The sequence below is a fragment of the Pseudomonas cremoricolorata DSM 17059 = NBRC 16634 genome, from assembly GCF_000425745.1.
Lineage (GTDB): Bacteria > Pseudomonadota > Gammaproteobacteria > Pseudomonadales > Pseudomonadaceae > Aquipseudomonas > Aquipseudomonas cremoricolorata.
Window position 1 is genome coordinate 433240 of the sequence record NZ_KE384442.1, and the last position, 23692, is coordinate 456931.

General features: G+C 63.7%; 24 protein-coding genes, 1 tRNA gene and 1 pseudogene. 16 read left to right on the forward strand and 10 right to left on the reverse strand.

Annotated features, from left to right (window positions below; all coding sequences use genetic code 11):
• The first annotated feature begins 7 nt into the window (after positions 1 to 7).
• Positions 8 to 1066 (forward strand): quinolinate synthase NadA, encoded by a 1059-nt coding sequence (gene nadA / locus H618_RS0120900; protein WP_028696910.1) that lies wholly within the window; start codon positions 8 to 10, stop codon positions 1064 to 1066.
• A 91-nt stretch (positions 1067 to 1157) separates the two neighbouring features.
• On the opposite strand, the gene H618_RS0120905 is transcribed toward nadA, so the two are convergent.
• Complete coding sequence (locus H618_RS0120905; RefSeq protein ID WP_028696911.1) at positions 1158 to 2594, reverse strand: M48 family metalloprotease; 1437 nt, start codon at positions 2592 to 2594, stop codon at positions 1158 to 1160.
• 109 nt (positions 2595 to 2703) lie between these two features.
• Between H618_RS0120905 and H618_RS0120910 the strand changes: the two genes are divergently transcribed.
• Both H618_RS0120910 and H618_RS0120915 read left to right on the forward strand, forming a co-directional pair.
• On the forward strand, positions 2704 to 2943 hold the full coding sequence (locus H618_RS0120910; RefSeq protein ID WP_028696912.1) for a sulfurtransferase TusA family protein: 240 nt from the start codon (positions 2704 to 2706) through the stop codon (positions 2941 to 2943).
• A gap of 18 nt (positions 2944 to 2961) precedes the next feature.
• Positions 2962 to 4032, forward strand: coding sequence for an AI-2E family transporter (locus H618_RS0120915; RefSeq protein ID WP_028696913.1), 1071 nt, complete (start codon positions 2962 to 2964; stop codon positions 4030 to 4032).
• Positions 4033 to 4053: 21 nt separating this feature from the next.
• On the opposite strand, the gene H618_RS0120920 is transcribed toward H618_RS0120915, so the two are convergent.
• Together H618_RS0120920 and H618_RS0120925 are read right to left on the reverse strand one after the other, a co-directional pair.
• Positions 4054 to 4527 carry a peroxiredoxin gene (locus H618_RS0120920; RefSeq protein WP_028696914.1) on the reverse strand — a complete coding sequence of 158 codons (474 nt, stop codon included), beginning with the start codon at positions 4525 to 4527 and terminating at the stop codon, positions 4054 to 4056.
• A gap of 10 nt (positions 4528 to 4537) precedes the next feature.
• Complete coding sequence (locus H618_RS0120925) at positions 4538 to 5098, reverse strand: glycine cleavage system transcriptional repressor (protein WP_028696915.1); 561 nt, start codon at positions 5096 to 5098, stop codon at positions 4538 to 4540.
• A gap of 247 nt (positions 5099 to 5345) precedes the next feature.
• On the opposite strand from H618_RS0120925, the gene dapA reads away from it, so the two are divergent.
• The 6 genes and pseudogenes from dapA to H618_RS0120955 form a co-directional block, all read left to right on the forward strand.
• Positions 5346 to 6233, forward strand: a complete 888-nt coding sequence (dapA, locus tag H618_RS0120930) for a 4-hydroxy-tetrahydrodipicolinate synthase (RefSeq protein ID WP_028696916.1) — start codon at positions 5346 to 5348, stop codon at positions 6231 to 6233.
• A 17-nt stretch (positions 6234 to 6250) separates the two neighbouring features.
• A complete protein-coding gene (gene bamC / locus H618_RS0120935; protein WP_028696917.1) occupies positions 6251 to 7366 on the forward strand; it encodes an outer membrane protein assembly factor BamC in 1116 nt (371 codons plus the stop codon).
• Positions 7367 to 8125 (forward strand): MBL fold metallo-hydrolase, encoded by a 759-nt coding sequence (locus H618_RS0120940; protein ID WP_028696918.1) that lies wholly within the window; start codon positions 7367 to 7369, stop codon positions 8123 to 8125.
• 28 nt (positions 8126 to 8153) lie between these two features.
• Positions 8154 to 8864 carry a phosphoribosylaminoimidazolesuccinocarboxamide synthase gene (purC, locus tag H618_RS0120945; RefSeq protein WP_028696919.1) on the forward strand — a complete coding sequence of 237 codons (711 nt, stop codon included), beginning with the start codon at positions 8154 to 8156 and terminating at the stop codon, positions 8862 to 8864.
• A 91-nt stretch (positions 8865 to 8955) separates the two neighbouring features.
• Positions 8956 to 9045, forward strand: a tRNA-Ser gene (locus H618_RS0120950).
• A 99-nt stretch (positions 9046 to 9144) separates the two neighbouring features.
• Positions 9145 to 9345: pseudogene (locus H618_RS0120955) on the forward strand (IS66 family transposase); the annotation flags it as partial.
• 63 nt (positions 9346 to 9408) lie between these two features.
• On the opposite strand, the gene H618_RS0120960 reads toward H618_RS0120955, so the two are convergent.
• The 5 genes from H618_RS0120960 to H618_RS0120980 all read right to left on the reverse strand — a co-directional run bounded on the left by H618_RS0120960 (position 9409) and on the right by H618_RS0120980 (position 14379).
• Positions 9409 to 10011 carry a hypothetical protein gene (locus H618_RS0120960; RefSeq protein WP_028696921.1) on the reverse strand — a complete coding sequence of 201 codons (603 nt, stop codon included), beginning with the start codon at positions 10009 to 10011 and terminating at the stop codon, positions 9409 to 9411.
• A gap of 124 nt (positions 10012 to 10135) precedes the next feature.
• Positions 10136 to 11299: an MFS transporter gene (locus H618_RS0120965; RefSeq protein ID WP_028696922.1), complete on the reverse strand. Its 1164-nt coding sequence runs from the start codon at positions 11297 to 11299 to the stop codon at positions 10136 to 10138.
• Between the two features lie 15 nt (positions 11300 to 11314).
• Positions 11315 to 12520 (reverse strand): cysteine desulfurase family protein, encoded by a 1206-nt coding sequence (locus H618_RS0120970; RefSeq protein WP_028696923.1) that lies wholly within the window; start codon positions 12518 to 12520, stop codon positions 11315 to 11317.
• Between the two features lie 40 nt (positions 12521 to 12560).
• Positions 12561 to 13292 carry a hypothetical protein gene (locus H618_RS0120975; protein WP_211232374.1) on the reverse strand — a complete coding sequence of 244 codons (732 nt, stop codon included), beginning with the start codon at positions 13290 to 13292 and terminating at the stop codon, positions 12561 to 12563.
• A gap of 292 nt (positions 13293 to 13584) precedes the next feature.
• Complete coding sequence (locus H618_RS0120980; RefSeq protein WP_028696925.1) at positions 13585 to 14379, reverse strand: dienelactone hydrolase family protein; 795 nt, start codon at positions 14377 to 14379, stop codon at positions 13585 to 13587.
• A 135-nt stretch (positions 14380 to 14514) separates the two neighbouring features.
• Here H618_RS0120980 and H618_RS0120985 point away from each other — a divergent pair, with 135 nt between their 5' ends.
• The 4 genes from H618_RS0120985 to H618_RS0121000 all read left to right on the forward strand — a co-directional run bounded on the left by H618_RS0120985 (position 14515) and on the right by H618_RS0121000 (position 18827).
• Positions 14515 to 15120, forward strand: a complete 606-nt coding sequence (locus H618_RS0120985) for an outer membrane protein (protein ID WP_028696926.1) — start codon at positions 14515 to 14517, stop codon at positions 15118 to 15120.
• Between the two features lie 69 nt (positions 15121 to 15189).
• Positions 15190 to 15867: a response regulator transcription factor gene (locus H618_RS0120990; RefSeq protein WP_028696927.1), complete on the forward strand. Its 678-nt coding sequence runs from the start codon at positions 15190 to 15192 to the stop codon at positions 15865 to 15867.
• Positions 15864 to 17210, forward strand: coding sequence for an ATP-binding protein (locus H618_RS0120995; protein WP_028696928.1), 1347 nt, complete (start codon positions 15864 to 15866; stop codon positions 17208 to 17210). Before H618_RS0120990 ends, H618_RS0120995 begins: the two co-directional genes overlap by 4 nt.
• Positions 17211 to 17504: 294 nt before the next feature.
• Positions 17505 to 18827: a dicarboxylate/amino acid:cation symporter gene (locus tag H618_RS0121000; RefSeq protein WP_028696929.1), complete on the forward strand. Its 1323-nt coding sequence runs from the start codon at positions 17505 to 17507 to the stop codon at positions 18825 to 18827.
• A 92-nt stretch (positions 18828 to 18919) separates the two neighbouring features.
• On the opposite strand, the gene H618_RS0121005 is transcribed toward H618_RS0121000, so the two are convergent.
• Together H618_RS0121005 and H618_RS0121010 are read right to left on the reverse strand one after the other, a co-directional pair.
• On the reverse strand, positions 18920 to 19414 hold the full coding sequence (locus tag H618_RS0121005; RefSeq protein WP_028696930.1) for a SprT family zinc-dependent metalloprotease: 495 nt from the start codon (positions 19412 to 19414) through the stop codon (positions 18920 to 18922).
• A gap of 75 nt (positions 19415 to 19489) precedes the next feature.
• Entirely contained in the window at positions 19490 to 20089 is a 600-nt protein-coding gene (locus H618_RS0121010; RefSeq protein ID WP_028696931.1) for a Yip1 family protein, read from the reverse strand.
• A 256-nt stretch (positions 20090 to 20345) separates the two neighbouring features.
• Here H618_RS0121010 and ttcA point away from each other — a divergent pair, with 256 nt between their 5' ends.
• The 3 genes from ttcA to H618_RS0121025 all read left to right on the forward strand — a co-directional run.
• A complete protein-coding gene (gene ttcA / locus H618_RS0121015; protein WP_028696932.1) occupies positions 20346 to 21170 on the forward strand; it encodes a tRNA 2-thiocytidine(32) synthetase TtcA in 825 nt (274 codons plus the stop codon).
• 3 nt (positions 21171 to 21173) lie between these two features.
• Positions 21174 to 21845, forward strand: coding sequence for a DNA-3-methyladenine glycosylase I (locus tag H618_RS0121020; RefSeq protein ID WP_028696933.1), 672 nt, complete (start codon positions 21174 to 21176; stop codon positions 21843 to 21845).
• A 344-nt stretch (positions 21846 to 22189) separates the two neighbouring features.
• A partial coding sequence (locus tag H618_RS0121025; protein WP_028696934.1) for a DUF6531 domain-containing protein occupies positions 22190 to 23692 on the forward strand: 1503 nt, incomplete at its 3' end.

A 23692-nucleotide genomic window follows, 5' to 3' on the forward strand; every position in this document is an offset into this window, starting at 1 on the left:
CGTGATCATGACCCAGATTTCCGAACGTCTCCTGGTTCAAGCCCACCTTGATGCCAAGCAGCCCCAGCCGTTGACGGCCGAGCAGGAAGCCGACTACCGCGCGGCCATCGCCGCCGAGCTCAAGGCGCAAAATGCTGTACTGGTGGCGCACTTCTATTGCGATCCGGTGATCCAGGCCCTGGCCGAGGAAACCGGTGGCTGCGTTTCCGACTCGCTGGAAATGGCCCGTTTCGGCAAGCAGCACGAGGCCGACACGGTCGTGGTGGCCGGGGTTCGCTTCATGGGCGAAACAGCGAAGATTCTCACCCCGCACAAGCGCATTCTCATGCCGACCCTGGAAGCCACCTGCTCGCTCGACCTGGGCTGCCCGGTGGAAGCGTTCTCGGCCTTCTGCGACCAGCACCCCGAGCGCACCGTGGTGGTGTATGCCAACACCTCGGCGGCAGTCAAGGCGCGGGCTGACTGGGTGGTGACCTCCAGCTGCGCGCTGGAAATCGTCGAGAGCCTGATGGACAACGGTGAGACCTTCATCTGGGGCCCCGACCAGCACCTGGGACGCTACATCCAGAAGCAGACCGGCGCCGACATGCTGCTGTGGGACGGTGCCTGCATCGTTCACGAAGAATTCAAATCGCGGCAATTGGCCGACATGAAGGCGCTGTACCCGGATGCTGCAGTGCTGGTGCACCCGGAATCGCCGGAATCGGTCATCGAACTGGCCGATGCGGTGGGCTCCACCAGCCAGCTGATCAAGGCGGCGCAGACCCTGCCGAACAGCACCTTCATCGTCGCCACCGACCGCGGCATCTTCTACAAGATGCAGCAACTGTGCCCCGACAAGACCTTCATCGAAGCCCCCACTGCCGGCAACGGCGCTGCGTGCCGCAGCTGCGCGCACTGCCCGTGGATGGCGATGAATACCCTCGAACGCACCCTCGACTGCCTGCGCACCGGCAGCAACGAAATCAGCGTAGACCCGGCGCTGATTCCGCGGGCGGTCAAGCCGTTGCAGCGGATGCTGGACTTCACCCAGGCGGCGCGCCTGAAGCTCTCGGGCAATGCCTGAACGGGCGCTGGGTTGGCTGTCTGACAGCCGATGAGTCAGCAGTCATTCGAGGTTGAAAGGGGCCGGTTGAACGCGGCCCCCGATAGGCTCACTAGCGACCCATCATGTCCCTGACCATGCGCTGTTGGTCCATGATCTCGCGCTGACGCTGGTCGATCTGCGCGGCCAGCGGGAAGTTGCTGCCGGCGCGGCGCTTGGCAAAATCCAGTTGCTGAATCGCCTGGTCGAAATCGCCGACCAGGGTAAAGTACTCGGCCCGCGCCCGGTGCAGGCCGATGGTATTGCCTGACAACCCCCGCACTTCAGCCACTTCGTACCAGACGTCCGGGTCCTGCGGGCGATTCTTCAGCAGCCCATCGAGCACCCGTTCCGCTTCGGCTGGCTTGCCCTGCTTGATCAGCAGGTCGGCACGCACCTGATTCAACGGGTAGTTGCCGGGGTACAGGCTCTGCAGGCGGTCCACTATCTGCTGGGCCTCGGCCAGGCGGTTGTTGGTGATCTCCAGGTCGATCTGCGCCAGGTTGTAGGTGATGTCGCTCGGCGCCTTGGCCAGCAGCGGCTTGAGGTTGGCGCGCGCTTCGTTGAGGCGGCCGCCCTTGATCTGCGCCAGAGCCAGGCCATAGCGCGCAGCGTCCAGGGTCGGGTCTTCATCGAGCTGGGCCTGGAAGCGCTTGGCGGCCAGGCCCGGAGTGCCCTCGTAGGTGAGTGCCACGCGCGCGCGAATCAGTTGATAGCGCAGGCTGTCTTCCACGCCGCCTTTGGGCGCCTGATCGGCGCGGTTGCGGGTGTCGGCGATCCGAGATTCGGTCACCGGGTGAGTCAGGAGGAACTCCGGCGGCTTGCCGTCGTAGCGATACTGGCGCGCCAGGCGCTCGAACATGGTGGGCATGTTGCGCGGGTCGTAGCCGGCTTTTTCCAGGTTCTGGATGCCAATGCGGTCAGCCTCTTGCTCATTCTGCCGCGAGAAGCGCCGCTGCTCCTGAATCGCCGCAGCCTGGGTGCCGGCGATCAGGCCGATACCGGCGTCGCCACCGCCGCCTGCGGCCAACACGATACCGGCCAGCAGCGCGGCCATCATCGGCAATTGCATGCGCTGTTGAGCCTCGACGCCGCGGGCGAAATGGCGCTGCGACAAGTGCGCCAGTTCGTGGGCCAGCACCGAGGCGTACTCGCCTTCGGTCTGGGCGTTGAGGAACAGCCCGCCATTGACCCCGACGATGCCGCCGGGCGCGGCGAAGGCGTTGAGTTCACGGCTGTCGATCAGCACGAACTCCAGGCGACGGTCCTGCAACTGGCTGGTTTCGGCCAGACGGTACACGCTGGTCTCGACGTAATCCTTGAGCTGCGGGTCGTTCAGCTGTTTGACGTTGCCCCGCAACAAGCTCAGCCAGGCGCGGCCGAGATCATGTTCCTGCTTGGGCGAGACGATCGAGGAACTGGCATCGCCCAGCGACGGCAGATCGTCGGCCTGGCCGGGCGCCGCCAGCAGACAGGCCAGCGCCAGCAGGGTGGGGCGCAGTAGATTCATGCAGTAGGCTCGCGTGGAGTGAAAGATTCCTACTGTAGCCGCCTCGCACCCTGCCGACCAGTGGCGCTATCCTAGGCGGCCCCTCTGTCCTGCCCCTGTGGAGAACCCCGTGAGCGAATCCCTGACCTACGCTGCCGAACTCGATGCCAGCGGGCTGAACTGCCCGCTGCCGCTGCTCAAGGCGAAGATGGCCCTCAATGGCCTGGCCAGCGGCGCGGTGCTCAAGGTAATTGCCACCGATGCCGGCTCCCAGCGTGACTTTCATACCTTTGCCCGCCTCTCAGGTCATAGCCTGGTCGACGAGCAGGTCGACGCTGGCGTCTACACCTACTGGCTGCGCAAGGCCTGAGTTCTCCAAGGATCTGTAATGTTCAACGTGCTTCGCGGCTGGGTGCAGCGCTACTTCTCTGACGAGCAGGCGGTGGTGCTGGCGGTACTGCTGTTTCTTGCCTTCACCGTGGTGCTGACCTTTGGCGGCATGCTCGCGCCGGTGCTGGCGGGCATGGTGCTGGCCTTCCTCATGCAAGGCCTGGTCAACGCCCTGGAGCGTTTCAGAGTGCCGAGCGGGGTGGCCGTCGCAGTGGTCTTCACCCTGTTCATGGGCGCGCTGGCGGTATTCCTGCTGGTGCTGGTGCCGCTGCTCTGGCATCAGTTGATCACCCTGTTCAACGAACTGCCGGGCATGCTCGGCAAGTGGCAGTCGCTGTTGCTGTTGCTGCCTGAGCGCTACCCGCACCTGGTGTCGGACGAGCAGGTGCTGCGCGCCATCGAGTCGGTGCGCGGCGAAATCGGCAAGTTCGGCCAGTGGGCGCTGGGGTTTTCCCTGTCGAGCCTGCCGCTGCTGGTCAGCGCCATGATCTACCTGGTGCTGGTGCCGATTCTGGTGTTCTTCTTCCTCAAGGACCGTGAGCTGATCGCGCGCTGGGTGGTCGGCTATCTGCCCCGTGAACGCACCTTGCTCAACCGCGTCGGCGACGAGATGAACCGGCAGATCGCCAATTACATCCGCGGCAAGGGCATCGAAATTCTGATTTGCGGTATCGCTACCTACATCGCCTTCATCAGCCTGGGCCTGAACTACGCCGCCTTGCTAGCCCTGCTGGTGGGCCTGTCGGTGGTGGTGCCGTATGTCGGCGCGGTGGTGGTGACGGTGCCGGTGACCCTGATCGCGCTGTTCCAGTGGGGCTGGGGCGATCAATTCATCTACCTGATGGTGACCTACGCGATCATCCAGGCGCTCGACGGCAACGTGCTGGTGCCGCTGCTGTTTTCCGAGGCGGTGAGCCTGCACCCGGTGGCGATCATCTGCGCCGTGCTGCTGTTTGGCGGGTTGTGGGGGTTCTGGGGGATCTTCTTCGCCATTCCCCTGGCGACGCTGTTCAAGGCGGTGCTCGATGCCTGGCCGCGGCAGGAGCGAAGTGTGGCGCCGCTGCTGTAGCTGCGGCGCCCCAGGCGGCGGTCAGGCCTTGTTCAGCGCCTCGGCCGCGGCCAGCACGGCATCGACATGGCCGGGCACTTTCACGCCACGCCATTGCTGACGCAGCACGCCGTCGCTGTCGATCAGGAAGGTGCTGCGATCGACGCCCAGGTATTCCTTGCCATAGAGCTTCTTGAGCTTGATCACATCGAACAGCTGGCACAGGGCTTCGTCCTTGTCGCTGATCAGCTCGAAGGTGAAGCCCTGCTTGGCCTTGAAGTTTTCATGGGATTTCAAGCCGTCGCGCGAGACGCCGAACACCACGGTGTTGGCCGCCGCGAAGGCTGCGGCCTGGTCACGGAAGCCCTGGCCCTGGGTGGTGCAGCCCGGAGTGCTGTCCTTGGGGTAGAAATACAGCACCACCTGCTGGCCCTTGAGCTCGGCGAGGTGGACGTTCTGGCCGCTGGTGGCCTGGGCCTGGAAATCAGGCACGGCCTGGTCGATGGCAACGCTCATGGGGCTTTCCTCAAACAGGGTTCTGTGGACGCCACGGTTCGATCAGTGCATCCAGGTTCAGGGCGTCGGCGAAGTCCAGGAACTGGTCGCGCAGCCAGCTGATCTGCGTGCCGGCCGGCAGGATCACGGTGAACTGGGCGTTGAGCATGCTGCTGCCGGTCTGCGGCGCCAGGTAGGTGTCGCAGGTCATGGCGTCGAGCTCGACACGGTGGTCGAGGAAGAACTGGCACAGCTCGTTGATGATGTCCGGGCGGTAGGCGGCGCTGACGTAGGCGACGTAGGGCAGGGCCTGGGGGCGTACCTCCTGCTCGGCGCTGCGCACCACATCGATGGTCATGCCATGTTTCTTCGCCAGGCCCGGCAGGGTGGTTTCCAGGCGCGCCAGGGCGTCCCAGTTGCCGCCGACCTGCAGCACCAGCGCGCTGGTTTCGCCATGCCGGCTCAGGCGCGAGGTGACCACCGCGCAGCGATTGTCGAAGGCGGCGCGGCTCAGAATGTTGGCCAGCTCCATCGGGTTGGGGCCCAGGGCGCTGATGACGAGAAATTGTTCACGGACGGTTGGGGTGGACATGCAACATTCCTAAAGCGATGAGTGGTCGGCACGAAACGTGCGCGAGGCCGGGCTGCGGCATCGAACCGAGCCCTTGCGGCTGGCGCAGAACAGGGTCGGCGGCCTGTCGGGCCGCGTGCTACCGAGCAAAGGAGGAAGGGTAGCGAAATCCGGGCTGCAGGGGAATGCTCCACCCGCCAGCTTCGCTTGTGCAAGGTCGATGGCGCCAGTACCATTACCGCTCTCTTTTTCCGGCAGGAGCAGCTTAATGATCTCGGGCAGTATGGTGGCATTGGTCACGCCCATGGATGCACAAGGGCGCGTCGACTGGCTCAGCCTCGACAAACTGGTCGATTTCCACCTGGAAAAAGGCACCCACGCCATCGTCGCGGTCGGCACCACCGGCGAATCCGCCACGCTCGACGTCGAAGAGCACATCCTGGTCATCAAGCATGTGGTCGAGCGGGTCAAGCGCAGCGCTCGGCGCATCCCGGTCATCGCCGGTACCGGCGCCAACTCTACCGCCGAGGCGGTGCACCTCACGCAGAATGCCAAAAGCGCCGGAGCCGATGCCTGCCTGCTGGTGGTGCCGTACTACAACCGCCCTACCCAGGAAGGCCTGTACCAGCACTTCAAACTCATCGCAGAGTCGGTCGACATCCCGCAGATCCTCTACAACGTGCCCGGTCGCACCTCCTGCGACATGCAGGCCGACACCGTGATCCGTCTGTCGACCATCCCCAACATCATCGGTATCAAGGAAGCCACCGGCGACCTCGACCGGGCCAAGGCCATCATCGATGGCGTCGACAAAGAGTTCCTGGTCCTGTCCGGCGATGATCCGACGGCGGTCGAACTGATCCTGCTGGGCGGCAAAGGCAATATTTCCGTCACCGCCAACGTCGCCCCGCGCGAAATGGCCGACCTGTGCGAAGCCGCCCTTGCCGGCGATGCCGAAAAGGCCCGCGCGATCAACGACGCGCTCATGCCGCTGCACAAGAATCTGTTCTGCGAGGCCAACCCGATCCCGGTGAAATGGGCATTGGTGGAGATGGGCCTGATGCAGCAAGGCATTCGCCTGCCCCTGACCTGGCTGAGCGAAGGCTGTCACGAACGAGTCCGTACTGCCTTGCGCCAGTCCGGCGTACTGGTTTAATCGAGGAAGTACACCGCATGAAGCGACTGGCAGGTTTATCCGCCCTGGCATTGATCATCTCCAGCACCAGCGGTTGTGGCTGGTTGTGGGGCGACGAAGGTTATTTCCGTGATCGCGGCAGCGACTACCTGCAGGCGCAGACCACTGCGCCCATGCAGGTTCCGCAGGACGCCACCCACGTCAAGCGTCTCGATCCGCTGTTGCCGATTCCGCGTAACGTCGCCGACGACAACGTCAGTGGCGAATTCGAAGTGCCACGTCCGCAGCCGCTCAACGCCGCTGCCGACACCGCCGACTACAGCCTGCAACGCAGCGGCAGCAGCCGTTGGGTGCTGGCCCAGCACTCGCCCGCCGAAGTCTGGCCGGTGGCCCGCCAGTTCTTCGAAGACAACGGCTTCCGTATCGCTGAAGAGCGTCCGCAGACCGGCGAATTCAACACCACCTGGCAGCGTTTCGACGAACTGTCCGCCTCGCTCGGCCAGCGCCTGGCCAGCTCGGCCAGCAGCGGCGACAGCGAAGTTCGCGTGCGCGTGCGCATGGAACCTGGCGTGCAGCGCAACACCAGTGAGGTGTATATCGTCAGCGTCGAACGTCCGGCTGGCAGCACCGCCGACCCGGCATTCCCCTCCACCTCGCGCAACGCCGGCGTCGATGCCCTGCTGGTCGATGAAATGCTCGCCAGCATGAACCGCAGCGCCGAGAAGGGCGGTTCGGTCTCGCTGCTCGCCGAACGCGACTTCGATACCCCAAGCCGGGTCAGCCTGAGCGAAGACGGCAGCGGCAACCCGGTGCTTTACATGGGTTCCGATCTGGATCGTGCCTGGTCGGGTGTCGGTCGTGCGCTCGAGCAGGGTCAATGGCGCGTCGAGGACATCAACCGCAGCCTGGGCCTGTACTACATCAACCTGTCGGAAAAACCTGAAAGCAAGCAGAGCGAGCCTGGCTTCTTCGGCCGCATGTTCGGCAGCAAGCCGACCGAGCAGGAGCGTGAAGCCCGTGCCGAGCGCTATCAGGTACGCCTGAGCAAGGTCGGTGAGAACGTACAGGTCACGGTCGAGAAGAACATCAACACCGTCGCCCCGGCAGATGTCGCGCGCCGCGTGCTGAGCCTCATCCAGGACCACCTGGGTTAAGTGCGCTTCGCGGTATTGGGAAGCGGTAGCCAGGGAAACGGCACGCTGATCGCCAGCGGTGACACGTTCATCCTGGTCGATTGCGGGTTCTCGTTGCGTGAAACCGAGCGGCGCCTGGCGCTGCTCGGCGTATCGGCCAGTGACCTCAGCGCAGTGCTGGTCACCCATGAACACGCCGATCATGTGCATGGCGTAGGGTTGCTGGCGCGGCGCTACAATGTGCCGGTGTACCTCAGTCAGGGCACCTTGCGCGGCATGCGCAAGCCGGTGGAGGTCGCTGGGTTTCTCGAGTGCGGCACCACGCTGGGTATCGGTAGCCTGCAGGTCAGTGCCGCCCGCGTCGAACACGATGCACTCGAGCCGTTGCAGTACGTGATCAGCGACGGCAGCCGACGCTTCGGCATGCTTACCGACCTGGGCAGCTACGACGCCCGGCTGCTGGAGCGCTACCGCGATCTCGATGCACTGTTGATCGAAGCCAATCACTGCCGCGATCTGCTCGCCCGAGGCCATTACCCGCGTTTTCTCAAGCTGCGGGTCGGCGGTAATCAGGGCCATTTGAACAACCACCAGGCCGCCAGCCTGGTGGCCGAGCTGGGCTGGAATACTTTGCAGCACCTGGTGCTGGCCCACCTCAGCAGCAAGAACAACCTGCCACATCTGGCCCGCCAGTGCTTCGTCGACACCCTTGGGTGCGACCCAGACTGGCTCCAGGTGGCCAACCAGGATACTGGGCTCGACTGGCGCCACATCGCCTAGCCCACCCACACTGCAAGCGGAGCCCATCATGGAAAAACGCGACGAACTGTACCGCGGCAAGGCCAAATCGGTTTACCAGACCGACGACGCCGACCGCTTGATCCTGCTGTTCCGCAACGACACCTCGGCATTCGACGGCAAGCGCATCGAACAGCTGGACCGTAAAGGCATGGTGAACAACAAGTTCAACGCCTTCATCATGCAGAAGCTCGAAGAAGCCGGCGTGCCGACCCAGTTCGACAAGCTGCTGGGCGACAACGAATGCCTGGTCAAGAAGCTCGACATGATTCCGGTCGAGTGCGTGGTGCGCAACTACGCTGCTGGCAGCCTGGTCAAGCGCCTGGGCGTGGAAGAGGGCATCAAGCTCGAGCCGTCCACCTTCGAGCTGTTCCTCAAGAACGACGAGAAGGGTGATCCGTTCATCAACGAATCCCACGTGGTCGCGTTCGGCTGGGGCACCGCCGAGCAACTGGTCGAGATGAAGAAACTGTCGCTCAAGGTCAACGAAGTGCTGAACAAGCTGTTCGACGACGCGGGCTTGCTGCTGGTCGACTTCAAGCTCGAGTTCGGCGTATTCCACGGGCAGATCGTGCTGGGCGACGAATTCAGCCCCGACGGCTGCCGCCTGTGGGACAAGGAAACCCGCAAGAAAATGGACAAGGACCGCTTCCGCCAGGGTCTGGGCGACGTCATCGAAGCCTACGAAGAAGTCGCCAAGCGCCTCGGCGTGCCGCTGTAACCTGCACTGGCACGCAAGCGCCTGATACCACGTGAGTTTTTTCAACAAAAGGTTTGCCTTCTGAGAAAACGCTGGTATCATGCGCGCCACTGGAGAGATGCCGGAGTGGTCGAACGGGACGGATTCGAAATCCGTTGTACTGGCAACAGTACCTAGGGTTCAAATCCCTATCTCTCCGCCATACGCGAAGTAGCCGAAGCCCCCGAAAACGTTGATGTTTTCGGGGGCTTCGTCGTTTCAGAGGTTTGGATTGGGGCATATGCTTACCCCATCAGGCCGTAGCAGGCTGGAGCGATACGTCGAGGACGGCTACCTGCTGCAGGACAACAATGCCGCTGAACGCGCGATCCGCCCGTTTGTGATCGGAAGAGAGAACTCGCTGCTTAGTGGCGTGCCCAAGGGTGCGACGGTCAGTGCCCAACTTTGCAGCCTGATCGAAACCGCTAAAGCCAACGGCCATGGGCCCTATGCGTGGTTGCGCTAAGTATTGGAACGCCTGCCAACGGCGATACGAGATCGGTGCGGATTCATAGAGCGCCTACGCTTAATTGACGTCCACTCCGGGATAGAGCTCGGGCGCTGGTTGGTAGTTAGGATCTTCGAATTGGCTGTTGGTGTAGAAGGTCTTGGCAGTCGGTCCGCGGTATTTGTAGGTCACCTCCTTGTTGGGGACCAGACGCCACTTTGCGCTGGTTTCGTCACGCTCGATCAGGGTGGGGTATAGCGTGCACGTGCCAGTGGAACCTGACGTCAGGCGAAACTGATAATAGCGTCCGGCTTCTGGAGTGAATGTCGCGGTGACGAAACACGTTCTGGTGCGCGAGCCCTCCCACGCCATATAGACGCTCGTCTCGAGGCCCGGCCGAATCGTTGATTCGTAGTAGTCCCAAGTCAGATTCTGCCCCGCTTTGGGCATTCCGATGTCTTGGGTATGGATAAATGGGAGAGGTCCGGTGCGGACAACACCACCCGTCTTTACACCGTCTGCCAATTGGTAGATCGCCGCATGTTGGGTGAAGTTGACGATACGAATCCAGGCCGGATTCGGCTCATTGGCTGGAGCGACAAAGTAATCGGTGTGCGGAAGGTACTGGCAGCCTGCGAACATCGGTAACAGCAGCAAACAGAATGTCGAGCGTGTGGACATGAGGCGCTTCTTTCCATCCCAGAATTGTTGCTGTGACCAAATCGAGGGGGATTGATTCGACACCCGGTCTGTTTTCTTGTCGGGGTGGGGCGAAGCGTCCCAGGCTCATTCCACAGCCGAATGCTCAGCACGGCCCGTGGTGGCTTTCATTCCGCATCAGGCCGAGCCCCAACTCCAGTGCCGCCAGCAGCGCCAGGGCATAGACGAACCCCGTCTTGCCCACCGTGACCAGCAACCAGCCGCCCAGTGGCGGGAAGCCGAAGATGCCGATGAAGTAGGCCAGCACGAACCACGTCAGGGCGCCGTGGCGGTCGCCAGGGTGCGAGGCATTGACCGCCCAGGTCTGGATGACCGGATACAGCAGGCCATAGCCTGCGCCGGTGAGGGCGGCTGCGGCGATGTGAAAGCCTGCGTGTACGGGCAGGCCTAGCAAGCACAGCAGGCCGCCCATCAGGCACAGCAGCAACGTCGTCATCAGGGGTGTTCGCGGCCAGCTCGACAGGTGTTTGGCCAGCAGCAGGCGCGTGATCACTGCGGTGAGGGCGTGGATGGCGAAGAAGGTGCTGGGCTGGCTGGTGGTGCCTGTGGTCAGGGAGCTTTGAAACGCCATCATTCCTGAAAACACTGCGCCGCCGAGCCCGGCCATGATGATCGGGCGGATGGCTACCGTGCGCGACAGGCGGCTGATGCTGCGCAACCAAGGTCGCAGCGCTGCGGCGGTGCTGGGCTGTGGCGACCTGTGAGCGAAGCAGGTCAGCAATAGGCTGGCGAGCAGGGCGATGATCGATACGCCAAGAAACACGCTGTTTAGCGACATTGAGCTGTGCGCCATGGCCAATGCCAGCAGCACAGGTCCGCCGCAAATCCCGCTCATCTGGAAGGCGCTGAAACGGGTGAAGACCGGACCGCGCTGGTGGTCATCGATGCGTTCTGACAATGCCATGGGCGCGCCAAGGTAGAACATGCCCCAGCCCAGACCGATCAGTGCGCAAGCGAGGCTTGGCAGTAGCGAGCTGGCGTGCGGCAGGGCTGTGAATACGGCGTATCCACCGGCGATGACCAATGCGCCACAGGCGGCCAGGCGCGCAGCGTCGACCTTGCCGGCGAACCAGCCGACCAGTGGAACGCCCAGCAGGGTGCCGAACAGCGCCATGCCCAAGGTCCGCCCCGCCAGCAGCTCACTGGCACCCTGGCTGTCAAACCACGCGGCGATGAGGAACGTGGCGCCATAGCCTGAAGCCGTTAGCAGGGTGCCAATGAAGATAAGCGGTGTGGGGAGTGTTCGCATGCTGGCAGGCCGGGCTCACGGAGCTGGGGGAGTGGTTGGCGTCGGGAGGGCCGGCGGGGCCATCGAGCGCAGCAGGCATACGGTGGTGATCAGGCGCTGGGCCAGGGCGTCGACCTCAGGCTGAGTATTGAATCGCCCGATGCCGATTCTAACGCTCGCCTGGATCTGCTCGTCGCTGCGGCCCATCGCTCGCAGCACATGGGAAGGGGTTTGCCGTGCCGAGGAACAGGCCGAGCCGGCCGAAAGCGCAAAATCCGGCATTTCCAGCATCAACGACCCGGCATCGATACCGGCGAAACACACATTGAGCAGTCCCGGCAGACACTCGGCAGCATGGCCGTTGAGTTGGGTGTCGGGTAGCGCCTGGAGCAGGCTGTCGCGCAGGCTGTCGCGCATCTGGCGCAACCGTGTGCGTTCCTCGGCCATGCCGTGCAGGGCCAGTTCGGCAGCACGGGCGAAGCCGACGATGCCCGGGACATTCAGCGTGCCAGAGCGAAGCCCTTGCTCGTGCCCGCCGCCCACCACTAAGGGGCGCAGGTTCAGGCGCGGATCGCTGCGGTTGAGATAGAGCGCGCCGACGCCCTTGGGTCCATACAGTTTGTGCGCCGAGATCGAGGCCATGCTGACGTTGCTGCGCTGCACGTCAAACGGCAGCTTGCCGAATATCTGGGTGGCATCGGTGTGCAGCACGATGCCGTGTGCCTGGCACAGCGCGCCGATGGCATCGATGTTCTGCACGGTGCCGGTCTCGTTGTTGGCCGCCATGATCGACACCAGATAGGTGTCGGCACGGATGGCTTGGCGCAGGGTGTCCGGGCTGATGTGGCCGTGGCAGTCAGGCGCCAGGTAGGTGATGTGCACACCGCGCTCGGCCAGCCTGGCGCAGGCGCCGAGCACTGCCTTGTGCTCGATCTGCGAGGGGATCACATGCCCCGCGCCTTCGGTTTGGTATGGCAACAGGCAGGTGATGGCCTGGTTGATGGCCTCGGTGGCACCTGAGGTGAAGACGATATCGCTGGGTTGGCCGGCATTGATCGCCAGGGCCAGGACTGCTCGGGCGCGCTCGACCGCGCGGCGCGCCTCCCAGCCGAATACGTGGCTGCTGCTGGCTGCATTGCCGTAGCAACCGGTGAGGTAAGGCATCATTGCCTGCAGCACCGCAGGGTCGAGTGCAGTGGTGGCACTGTTGTCGAAATAGCTGGGTCGGGGTGAGTGTTGCATTGGGTTTCCTTATCCGCAGTGCAGCGAGTACGCGGGAGTTTCAGCCGCGCGGGGCTATGGCTTCGCCGCAGTGCACCTCGCCGCAGGCGCTGACCAGGTTCAAGCGGATGGTGGCGTTGACGCCAAGCAGGTGGCTGAGTTGCAGGCCGCGTACGTAGGCCAGTCGCGCCGACCAGGCGTCTTCCTCGAAGAACACTTCAAGCTGCGCGTCGCCGGCTGCCGGACCGCCCAGCGCGCGCTCGAAATACTCCTTGGTGATGGCCGCGCAGCTCAGTTTGGCGGTGTCGTGGTCGGCGGCCACCAGCACTTTGCGCAGCAAGGCTTCGGGCAGGTCGCGGCTGGCCAGGGTGTGGCTCAGGTGCTGGCGTGCGGAGTCTTCGTGGATGGCCCAGATGTCGCTCAGGGCGATGCCATGGTGGTCGGCGATCGGTTGAAAGATGTCCCGGATCACTGGGTGCAGCTGGCTCAGCCGTGGCCTGCGTTTTTGCGCGTTCGACAAGCCCTCATCGAGAAACTGCAGGCGGAAGATGCCGCAGTGGTCGAAGGCGACCGAGAGTCGCGGTGACTCTTGGTACCGAGCGAGATGTGCGCACGCCAGGCGCAGGGCAGCGTCGAACGCGTGCAACTGCGGTTGAACGGAGATGACGCCCTGCGCGTCGCGAAACACGCGGGAATTGCCGGCGAGAATGCTCAGTGCGCACGATGCGCGAGTCTCGGCGCCTGTCGCCTGGCTCGGGCGCACACAGGTCTGAGCGCTGGGTGATTCGGTCATGCTCTGTCTCCTGCGCAGCGGACGACGGCCACCTGTGCCCGCGCCATCCGATGGCGGCAAGGTGAGGGGTGAGAGGCTGCAGGTGGCCTTCAGAGGAAGCGCTACCTGTCGGGAGAGGAGTCTAGAAAAGGCACGCAGGGTGGCGGGTAGGAAGCGGCGCCTGGAAAAGTAGGAAAAATCCTAAATGCTCAAGAGGTGACGAAAACCAGGGTGCGCAGCGGTCGCCAGGCGAGCGGCACTGCCGGCAGCGCGGAGCGACCGGGCGTAGAGAAAAGCGCCCGGTCAGCCTGGGTCATTGCTGAAACACCTGCTTGAAGAAGCGTTGCATGTCGGCCCATGAGCGCTCATCGGCAGCCTTGTTGTAACCAATGTCCGGCCCGCCGTGCTCGCCGTGGCCAAGGCGGTCGGCATCCGGGTTGCTGAAGCCGTGCTTGGCACCGGGCAGGCTGACGAACTCGAAGCTGGCGTTGGCGTTTTGCATTTCCTGCTTGAAGTCGGCCACCTGTTGCGGCGTCACCATACTGTCGTCGGCGCCATGTTCGACGAGAATCTTGGCCCTGACCGCACCGGGCTGCGCAGGAGTCTGGGTGACCAGTGCACCATGGAAGCTGACCACGCCATCGAGCCTGGCGCCGCGCCGGGCGGCGTCGAGCACCACCTTGCCACCGAAGCAGTAACCGATGGCGCCGAGGCGATGCTTGTCGGTGCCGGGTTGAATCTTCAGCAGGTCGAGCCCGGCATCGAAGCGCCGTGCGGCCGCGGCGGGGTCTTTCATCGCCTGGGCCATGAAGGCCTGGGCGTCGGCCGGGTGTTCGGTGTGCTTGCCGTCGCCGTACATGTCGATGGCCAGCGCGTTGTAGCCCAGGGCGGCAAGGTCACGGGCGCGGCGCTTGGCGTAGTTGTCCAGGCCCCACCATTCATGCACCACCACCACGCCTGGGCGTTTGCCGGTAAGCGCATCGTCGTAGGCGTAGTAGCCGATCAGGCGATTGCCGTCGGCGTCCTGATAAGGAATTTCGCGGGTCTGCACCGCTGCCTGGGTGAAGGCAGCGCTGCACATCAATGCCACGGCAAGCGCAACGCGCATGGTCGGTACTCCCTATCAAGGTCAAGGTCAGGTTCGTTCAGCCCAGGTTCAGCCAGGGTTCAGCGGCGGTTCAGGCGCCGCTCACTACTCTAGCCCGCAGAGACACTCAGCGCATCCAAACTGGAGTACCTACCCATGAAAACACTCAACAGTCTGCTCGCCGCCATGGCTGTCTGCGCCGCTGGCCTGGCCACTTCCGCCCAGGCCGACGACACCTTCGCCAGCCTCACCTATGGCCAGACAAGCGACAAGGTTCGCAAGTCCGGCCTGCTGCAGCGCAATACCGAGAACCTCAACACCGACGGCATCATCGGCAAGGATGGCACCTGGGGGGTGCGTCTGGGTCAGATCAACGACCAGGCTCGCTACTACATGACCTACGACAATGTCTCGGGTGATCACAGCGGCCTCAAGCTGCGCCAGGAAAACCTGCTGGGCAGCTACGACCTGTTCTACCCGGTCGGTGACACCACCAAGCTGTTCGGCGGTGCCAGCCTGGGCATGACCAAGCTGACCCAGGAGTCTTCCGGCGTCAGCCGCGATACCGACTACGGCTACGCGGTCGGCCTGCAGGGCGGGGTGATTCAGCAAGTCACCGACAACGCCTCGGTGGAGCTGGGCTACCGTTACCTGCGCAGCAATGCCAGCGTGGAAGTCTCGCCCCATGGCGAACCCAAGGCCGGCGCCCTGCGCCTGACCAGCAGCGCGCAGACTTATCTGTCGGCCAACTACCGCTTCTAGGGTCGCGTTCGGCTGATATCCTGTGCCGGCCGCCGCACCAACGCCGGCGCAGCCTTCGAGGAGAGATGCATGAAACTGCTGGTGGTCGAGGACGAAGCGCTGTTGCGTCATCACCTCCTCACGCGCCTGGGCGAGAGCGGCCATGTGGTGCAGGCCGTGGCCAACGCCGAAGAGGCGTTGTATCAGGCTGGCGAGTTCAGCTACGACCTGGCGGTGATCGATCTCGGTCTGCCCGGCATGAGCGGCCTGGAATTGATCGGCGAGCTGCGCCGCCAGGGCAAGACTTTCCCGATCCTGATTCTCACTGCCCGTGGCAACTGGCAGGACAAGGTCGAAGGCCTGGCGGCCGGGGCCGACGATTACGTGGTCAAGCCGTTCCAGTTCGAGGAGCTCGAAGCCAGGCTCAACGCCTTGTTGCGCCGCTCCAGCGGTTTCATTCAGTCGACCATCGAAGCCGGTCCACTGCTGCTCGACATCAATCGCAAACAGGCCAGCCTCGACCAGCAACCGCTGGCGCTCACCGCTTATGAATACCGCATCCTGGAATACCTCATGCGCCATCATCAGCAGGTGGTCGCCAAGGAGCGGCTGATGGAGCAGCTGTATGCCGACGATGACGAGCGCGACCCGAACGTCATCGAAGTGCTGGTCGGCCGCCTGCGCCGCAAGCTCGAGGCGGCTGGCGGGTTCAAACCCATCGATACCGTGCGCGGCCTGGGTTACCTGTTCAACGAGCGCTGCCGGTGATTCGCTCGCTGCGCGTACGGCTGATGCTGGCCGCCGCAGTGCTGGCGGTGCTGTTCATGCTGGCGCTGCTGCCGGCGTTGCAAAAGGCCTTCAGCCTGGCCTTGCAGGAGTCCATCGAGCAACGCCTGGCTTCGGATGTGACCACGCTGATCTCCGCCGCTCGGGTCGAGCGCGGGCAACTGAAGATGCCCGCGCTGCTGCCCGACGAGCGCTTCAATTTGCCCGAAAGCGGCCTGCTCGGGTACATCTTCGACCGCGAAGGGACGTTGGTCTGGCGTTCGCGCGCCACCCGTGACCAGCACATCGATTACCGCCCGCGTTACGACGGCCGTGGTAACGAATTCGCCCGTGCTCGGCAGAGTGATGGCGAGGAATTCTTCGTCTACGACGTGGAAATCAAACTGCTCGGTGGCAAGACTGCGGCATACAGCATCGTCGCGTTGCAACCGGTGCGTGAGTATCAGCACACCCTCGACGGCCTGCGGGAAAAACTCTACCTGGGCTTCGGCGCCGCCCTGCTGGCGTTATTGGTGCTGCTCTGGGCGGGCCTGACCTGGGGCCTGCGCTCGTTGCGCCACCTCAGCCGCGAGCTGGACCAGGTCGAGTCCGGCGCCCGTGAAGGGCTGAGCCGTGAGCACCCGCGCGAGCTGCTGCGCCTGACCGGCTCGCTGAACCGTCTGCTGCAGGGTGAGCGTGAACAGCGCCAGCGCTACCGCGATTCGCTGGATGACCTGGCGCATAGCCTCAAGACCCCGCTGGCGGTACTGCAGGGCGTGGGCGAGAGCATGGGCAAGGGCGGCGATCAGCGCGAGCAGGCGCGCATCCTGCAAAGCCAGATCGAGCGCATGAGCCAGCAGATCGACTACCAGTTGCAGCGCGCCAGCCTGCGCAAGAGTGGTCTGGTGCGCCATCAAGTCGAGCTGACGCCGCTGCTCGAAAGCCTGTGCAACACCCTGGCCAAGGTCTACCGCGACAAGCGGGTGCAGGTCAGCTTCGACGTGCCTGAGCGGGCCCTGGTGCCAATGGAGCAGGGCGCCTTGCTCGAGCTGCTCGGCAACCTGCTGGAAAATGCCTATCGGTTGTGCCTGGAACAGGTCCGCGTGAGTTTGCGAGGCGGTCCGGGACAACTGCAGTTGTGCATCGAAGACGACGGCCTGGGCATACCGCCCGATCAGCGTCAGCGCATCCTCCAGCGCGGTGAGCGCCTGGATCGCCAGCATCCCGGGCAAGGCATCGGTCTGGCGGTGGTCAAGGACATCGTCGACAGCTACGACGCGCAGCTGCATCTGGATGATTCGCCGCTGGGCGGGGCGGCGTTTCGCGTGGTCTTCGCCCTCGACTGAGGTCGGCGCGGGCGGATTCCCGCCACCGCCCCTGTTCAATTCCCGCCACCGGGCGGAATTCCGCCATGTCTGTAGGCGCTTTCTGCGCCATTGCAGCGCATCGAGCCCGCATGAATGCACGCTTTGCACCGTGCCTGGGCATCTTGGCATTGCCCTTGCTAATCAGCTTGCAGAGGCCTGCGCCACGCAGCTCGAACACAACGACAAATCCCTCCATGTGCAGGAGGGTTAGCGATTCAGGTGCCCCATCGCCCTGGGAAGGGTGAAGCCGGCACACTCGAGGAAATTCAAGCCATGACGAAACGTCAGCCGCTGTACAAGTCCCTGTATATCCAGGTGTTGGTCGCCATCACCATCGGTATCCTGCTCGGTCACTTCTATCCTGAAACCGGTGTTGCCCTCAAACCGTTGGGCGACGGCTTCGTCAAACTGATCAAGATGGTCATCGCGCCCATCATCTTCTGCACCGTGGTCAGCGGTATCGCCGGCATGCAAAGCATGAAGTCGGTCGGCAAGACCGGCGGCTATGCGCTGCTGTACTTCGAAATCGTGTCCACCATCGCCCTGATCATCGGCCTGGTCGTGGTCAACGTGGTCAAGCCCGGCGCGGGCATGCACATCGACGTCAGCACCCTGAATGCCAGCAGCGTGGCCGCCTATGCCGCCGCCGGCGCGCAGCAGACCACCGTCGGCTTCCTGCTCAACATCATCCCCAACACCGTGGTCGGCGCCTTCGCCAACGGCGACATCCTGCAAGTGCTGATGTTCTCGGTGATCTTCGGCTTCGCCCTGCATCGCCTGGGCAGCTATGGCAAGCCAGTGCTCGACCTGATCGATCGCTTCGCCCATGTCATGTTCAACATCATCAACATGATCATGAAGCTGGCCCCGGTCGGTGCCTTCGGTGCCATGGCCTTCACCATCGGCCAGTACGGTGTTGGCTCGCTGGTGCAACTGGGCTACCTGATGGCCTGCTTCTACGTCACCTGCCTGCTGTTCGTGCTGGTGGTGCTCGGTGGTATCTGCCGCGCCCACGGCTTCAGCGTACTCAAGCTGATTCGCTACATCCGTGAAGAGCTGATGATCGTACTGGGTACTTCCTCGTCGGAGTCGGCCCTGCCGCGCATGCTGGCGAAGATGGAGCGTCTGGGCGCGAAGAAGTCGGTGGTTGGCCTGGTCATCCCGACCGGTTACTCGTTCAACCTCGACGGCACCTCGATCTACCTGACCATGGCTGCGGTGTTCATCGCTCAGGCCACTGACACCACCATGGACATCACCCACCAGATCACCCTGTTGCTGGTGCTGCTGGTGGCTTCCAAAGGTGCTGCAGGGGTCACCGGTTCCGGCTTCATCGTCCTCGCCGCGACCCTGTCGGCTGTCGGCCACCTGCCGGTTGCCGGTCTGGCGCTGATCCTCGGCATCGACCGCTTCATGTCCGAAGCCCGCGCCCTGACCAACCTGGTCGGTAACGCAGTGGCCACCGTGGTCGTGGCCAAGTGGGTCAAGGAGCTGGACGAGAACAAGCTGCAGTCCGAGCTGGCTTCCGGTGGCGCGCCGCTGGAAGACACCCGTCCGACCGACGACCTGGGCGTTGCCGAAGGTCCGGCTCGCTAAGTTCGCAGTCGCGGTAAGAAAAAGCCTGTCTTTGGACAGGCTTTTTCGTTTGTGCGGCGCGCGGATGGCGGGGCGTCAGGGCGGCTTGCGCCTTACTCGCGACGGGTCTGACCGCTGTATTTCAGCACTTGCCGACAACGCTTGCACAGGTAGCGGCGGCCCTGGCGAACCAGCGTGTGACGCTGCGCGGTGAAAGGGAAGTCGCTGTCCGGACAGGGGCAGCGGTAGATATAGCGGGTCACCTCACGGCGCTGCACCGCATAGCTGTGGCAGCGCAGCGGCGGCAGTTCGTAGACCCCGCGCATGATCAGTTGCCATTCCTCGCCGTGGGCCTGGATGCCAGCCCCGAACAGCTGATGGGCAACCAGGTGCGCCACTTCGTGCGGCACGGTCTGGCGCAGGAAGTCTTCGCGGTTGGCCTGGTACAGCTGCAGATTGAAACGCAGCAGGTTGTCGTACAGATGGGCAACGCCGGCCTTCTGCCCGCGCAGCTTGAAGCTGACTTCGGGTCGCGTGAAGGGCCGTTTGAAAAAGGCTTCGGCCTGCGCATAGCAAGCTTCCACCCGTTGTCTGAGCAGCTCGGGCATGGGGTGGCGGGTCTCCTGGCCGGGCATTATGCCGTACGCTCGAAGCCTGCGCCGAAACCATTGGTCAGCACGCGCCTAGCTGATGTACATCGGGCCCACACCCATGCCCCAAATCACCACCGTGGCAGCCATGATCGCCACCAGCACTACCAGTCCGACTGCCAAAACGGAACTCGAAAACAGAAACCCTTCATCGTCCGGAATGCCCATGAACGTCGGCAGGCCGACGTACAGCAGATACACCGTGTAGGCAACCGCCGCGATGCCGATCAGCAGGCCCAGCCAGACATGCGGATACAGCGCCGCCAACCCGCCGATGAACAGCGGCGTGGCGGTGTAGGTGGCGAAGGCGATGCACCGCGCCATGGACGGCGTGGCGTCGTAGGTGCGCGCCATCCAGTGAATGAACGCACCCATGATCGCCACCCCGAGCAGCATGGCGATATACGACATCACGCTCATCCAGAGCGCGCTCGGTACCGTCAGCATCACCGCCGCCCGCCCGCCGATCACCCAGCCGAACTGGGTGGTGCCGATGAACGCCGAGATGGCGGGAAGCGCGGCCAGGATCAAGGTGTGCGTGAGGTACATGTGGCTGATGGACTCGTCCTCACCGCGGATGTGCTTCCACTCCTGGTCAGGATGGGTGAACAACCCCAGAACGTGATGAATCATGCCGGTGCCTCCTCTGCTCATGGGCAGGTGGCCTGGGCGGCGCACCTGTGGCCGGCGGCCAGGATGCCGCAGGGGCAGGGTGGCCATACATCGCAGTATAGAAAGCCGATCCCACCACGAACGGCGCTGTTTAGAGCAAATCGCGCTGTGCCGCGGCGAAACGATTCCCTTGCAGTCTTTGTCGGATGGGCTACGCCTCGGCAGGCTTTGCCGGTAAACTAGCCGGCTTTTGTCACACCTCGCGGATTCAAGCGCTATGGGCACCCTCTCGGTCAACCAGAACAAACTGCAAAAACGCCTGCGTCGTCTCGCCGGCGAAGCGATCACCGACTTCAACATGATCGAAGAGGGCGACAAGGTCATGGTCTGCCTGTCCGGTGGCAAGGACAGCTACACCATGCTCGACGTGCTGATGCACCTGCAAAAGGTGGCACCGATCAAATTCGACATCGTCGCGGTGAACATGGACCAGAAGCAGCCAGGCTTTCCCGAGCATGTGCTGCCGGCCTACCTCGAAGCGCTGGGCGTCGAGTATCACATCGTCGAAAAAGACACCTACTCGGTGGTCAAGGAACTGATCCCCGAAGGCAAGACCACCTGTTCGCTGTGCTCGCGCCTGCGTCGCGGCACGCTGTACACCTTCGCCGACGAAATCGGCGCGACCAAGATGGCCCTCGGTCACCACCGCGACGATATCGTCGAGACCTTCTTCCTCAACATGTTCTTCAACGGCGCGCTCAAGGGCATGCCGCCCAAGCTGCGTGCCGACGATGGCCGCAACGTGGTGATCCGCCCGCTGGCCTACTGCAACGAGAAGGATATCCAGGCCTATTCGGACATGAAGCAGTTCCCGATCATCCCGTGCAACCTCTGTGGCTCGCAGGAAAACCTGCAGCGCCAGGTGGTCAAGGACATGCTGACCGACTGGGAGCGCAAGCACCCCGGCCGCAGCGAAAGCATTTTTCGCGCGATGCAGAATGTCGCCCCCTCGCAACTGGCCGACCGCAGCCTGTTCGACTTCACCAGCCTGAGCATCGACCAGAGCGCCACACCGCGCTTTCTCGATGTCGTGAACCTCTGACCGATGCGCGACTATCGCTGGCTGCATGAGTTCTGCCTGAACCGTTTCGGTTCGGCCAAGGCCCTCGAAGCGCAATTGCCGCAACCGCGCACGCCTGCGCAACTGCGCGCCATGCCAATCGACCGCTACCTGTCGACACTGGCGTTGCGCGTGTTTCGCGCAGGTTTGAAGCACAGCCTGGTCGACGCCAAGTGGCCGGCTTTCGAACAGGTGTTTTTCGGTTTCGATCCGGAAAAAGTGGTGCTGATGAGCGCCGAGCATCTCGAGCGACTGATGCAGGACACCCGTATCATCCGCCACTTGGGCAAGCTCAAGAGCGTGTCACGCAACGCACAGATGCTGCTGGATATAGAGAAGAGCCACGGCAGCGTTGGCGCCTTCATCGCCGACTGGCCGGTGACCGATATCGTCAACCTGTGGAAGTACCTGACCAAGCACGGTAACCAGTTGGGCGGGTTATCGGCGCCGCGCTTCCTGCGCATGGTGGGCAAGGACACCTTTGTGCCGACCCAGGACACCTCAGCGGCGTTGATCGCGCAGAAGGTCATCGACAAGGCGCCGACCAGCCAGCGCGATCTGGCTGCGGTGCAGGAAGCCTTCAACCAGTGGCACGCCGAAAGCGGCCGGCCGATGTGCCAGCTGTCGGTGATGTTGGCGCATACGGTCAATCACTGAGGCGCACTGGGCGACCTGTGCGGGTCGCCCAGGCACCACTCACCCGCAGCACCCATCCAGCCAACTCCTCTTCGATCGCCGCCGCGTTGCTTGACGTGGCGAGTGCTGTGTTGCCTGAAAAAACCCTAAATCTGCAAGAAAGGAAACTTCCCACAGCTCACTCAGACGGCGTCTGAATCCTGCGGAAGCGGTTCCTCGGTATGGTCTTTTGCGCGCCCCTCGACGCCTTCGTCAGGGATGCCAGCGCACGCACCTAGCCGAACGACCCCGCAGCCGGAGGCCCCCATGAGCAACGCGCAGGACGTGCGCTTCACCTTCAGCACCCCGGTTGAGGCGAGGCCGACATGACGCCAGCCCCGCGCGCCGCCGAAACCGCCATCGCCCCCATCACCGACATCGCCCTCGAAGACATCACCGAGGCCGCCAACAACGTCGACCTCTGGTTGCGGCAACTGAGCGACAACCACCTGACCCTGGCCACGCTCAAGCAGGCCGCCGAATACGTCCTCATCGCCAACAACATCATGGCGGCGGTGGATGCCGTCAGCGACATCATCGCCCTGGCCGAGAGCGAGCAGAGCGACCCGCTCGATTGGGTCAGCCTGGCCATCAACCTGATCGGCATCATCCCCATCCCGCCGGCCCTGGCCTTTGCCCGCAAGAGCTTGAGGCCCACCCTGCACCTGGTCCGCCAGCAACTCAAGGCCAACCCCAGGGCGCCTCTTGGCAATGCCCTGGTCACCGTGCTGGCCGGGCACATGAACGCCACGATCCTTGGCGAGCTCGAGAACTTCGTCACCCAGGCCCAGGCGCGCCTGCCCGGGTTGCTCGAAGACTGCGCGCAGAGCGGCACGGCGATCATCCTGGCGCTCGCAGGCGGTATCGAAGATTTTCTGAGCGGGCAGTTGCAGCCCAGCCCGGCGATCCAGGACGAGCACGCGTCCCTGCTCGACACCCTGGTCAGACACGCGACGCTGCCGCTGGAAGTGGCCACCGTGGCCAGCCTCAATCGCCTGTCCACACTGCTTCCGGCGTCTACCCGGGCCCTAGGCCTGACCTATGCCCAGCGCCTGCGCCGACTGGCGACCGAGGTGGCGCCGAACCTGCGCAGGCTGGCCAACGCAGACATCCCGCACAGCATTGGCCACTTGTTGTCCATGCTGGCGCAGGCAGCCAAGCACAAGCGCACCCACCTCTCGATCAACATTCCACCGACCGGCACCAAGCAGGTCAGGCACGTCACCCGCCAGCAGCAACTGGGCGCCATCGGCAGGCAGCGCCCGGCGCGGCAGGACCCAGGCGCTGCCAAGAACGGCGCCTGTTCAGGCACCTGCCACTCGATCAGCTTTGCCCGCGGCTCCGAGCAACTGGTGCATACCGACTTCGCCCTGCCAGGGCCGTTTCCCGTGACCTGGAGCCGCAACTACCGCTCCAGCCAGGCGGCCCTGGACGACGGCCCGCTGGGCGCGCGCTGGATCACCCCCTTCACCGTATTCTTCCAAGGCATCGAAAACACCCTGCGCCACCAGGCCGCCGATGGCCGCAGCCATGACTACCCGCTGCCCAAGGTGGGCAAGTTCCACCATGACCCGGTCGAGGACATCGTCCTGGTGCGCACCGGCGAGCGCACGCTGTCACTGGCCCGGGGCTACCGGCTCGAAGAATGTTACGAGCAGGTCGGTGATCGCTTCCGCCTCTGGGCCATCCGCCAGCGCGGCGGCGCGTGTATCGCGCTGCATTACGAGCACAGCCATCAGGGCGTGCAGGTGCTCTCTGACCTGCTCACCTACCAGGACGAGCGCCTGCACCAGCATATCCACACGCGCCTCGATGCCAGCGGCCGCATC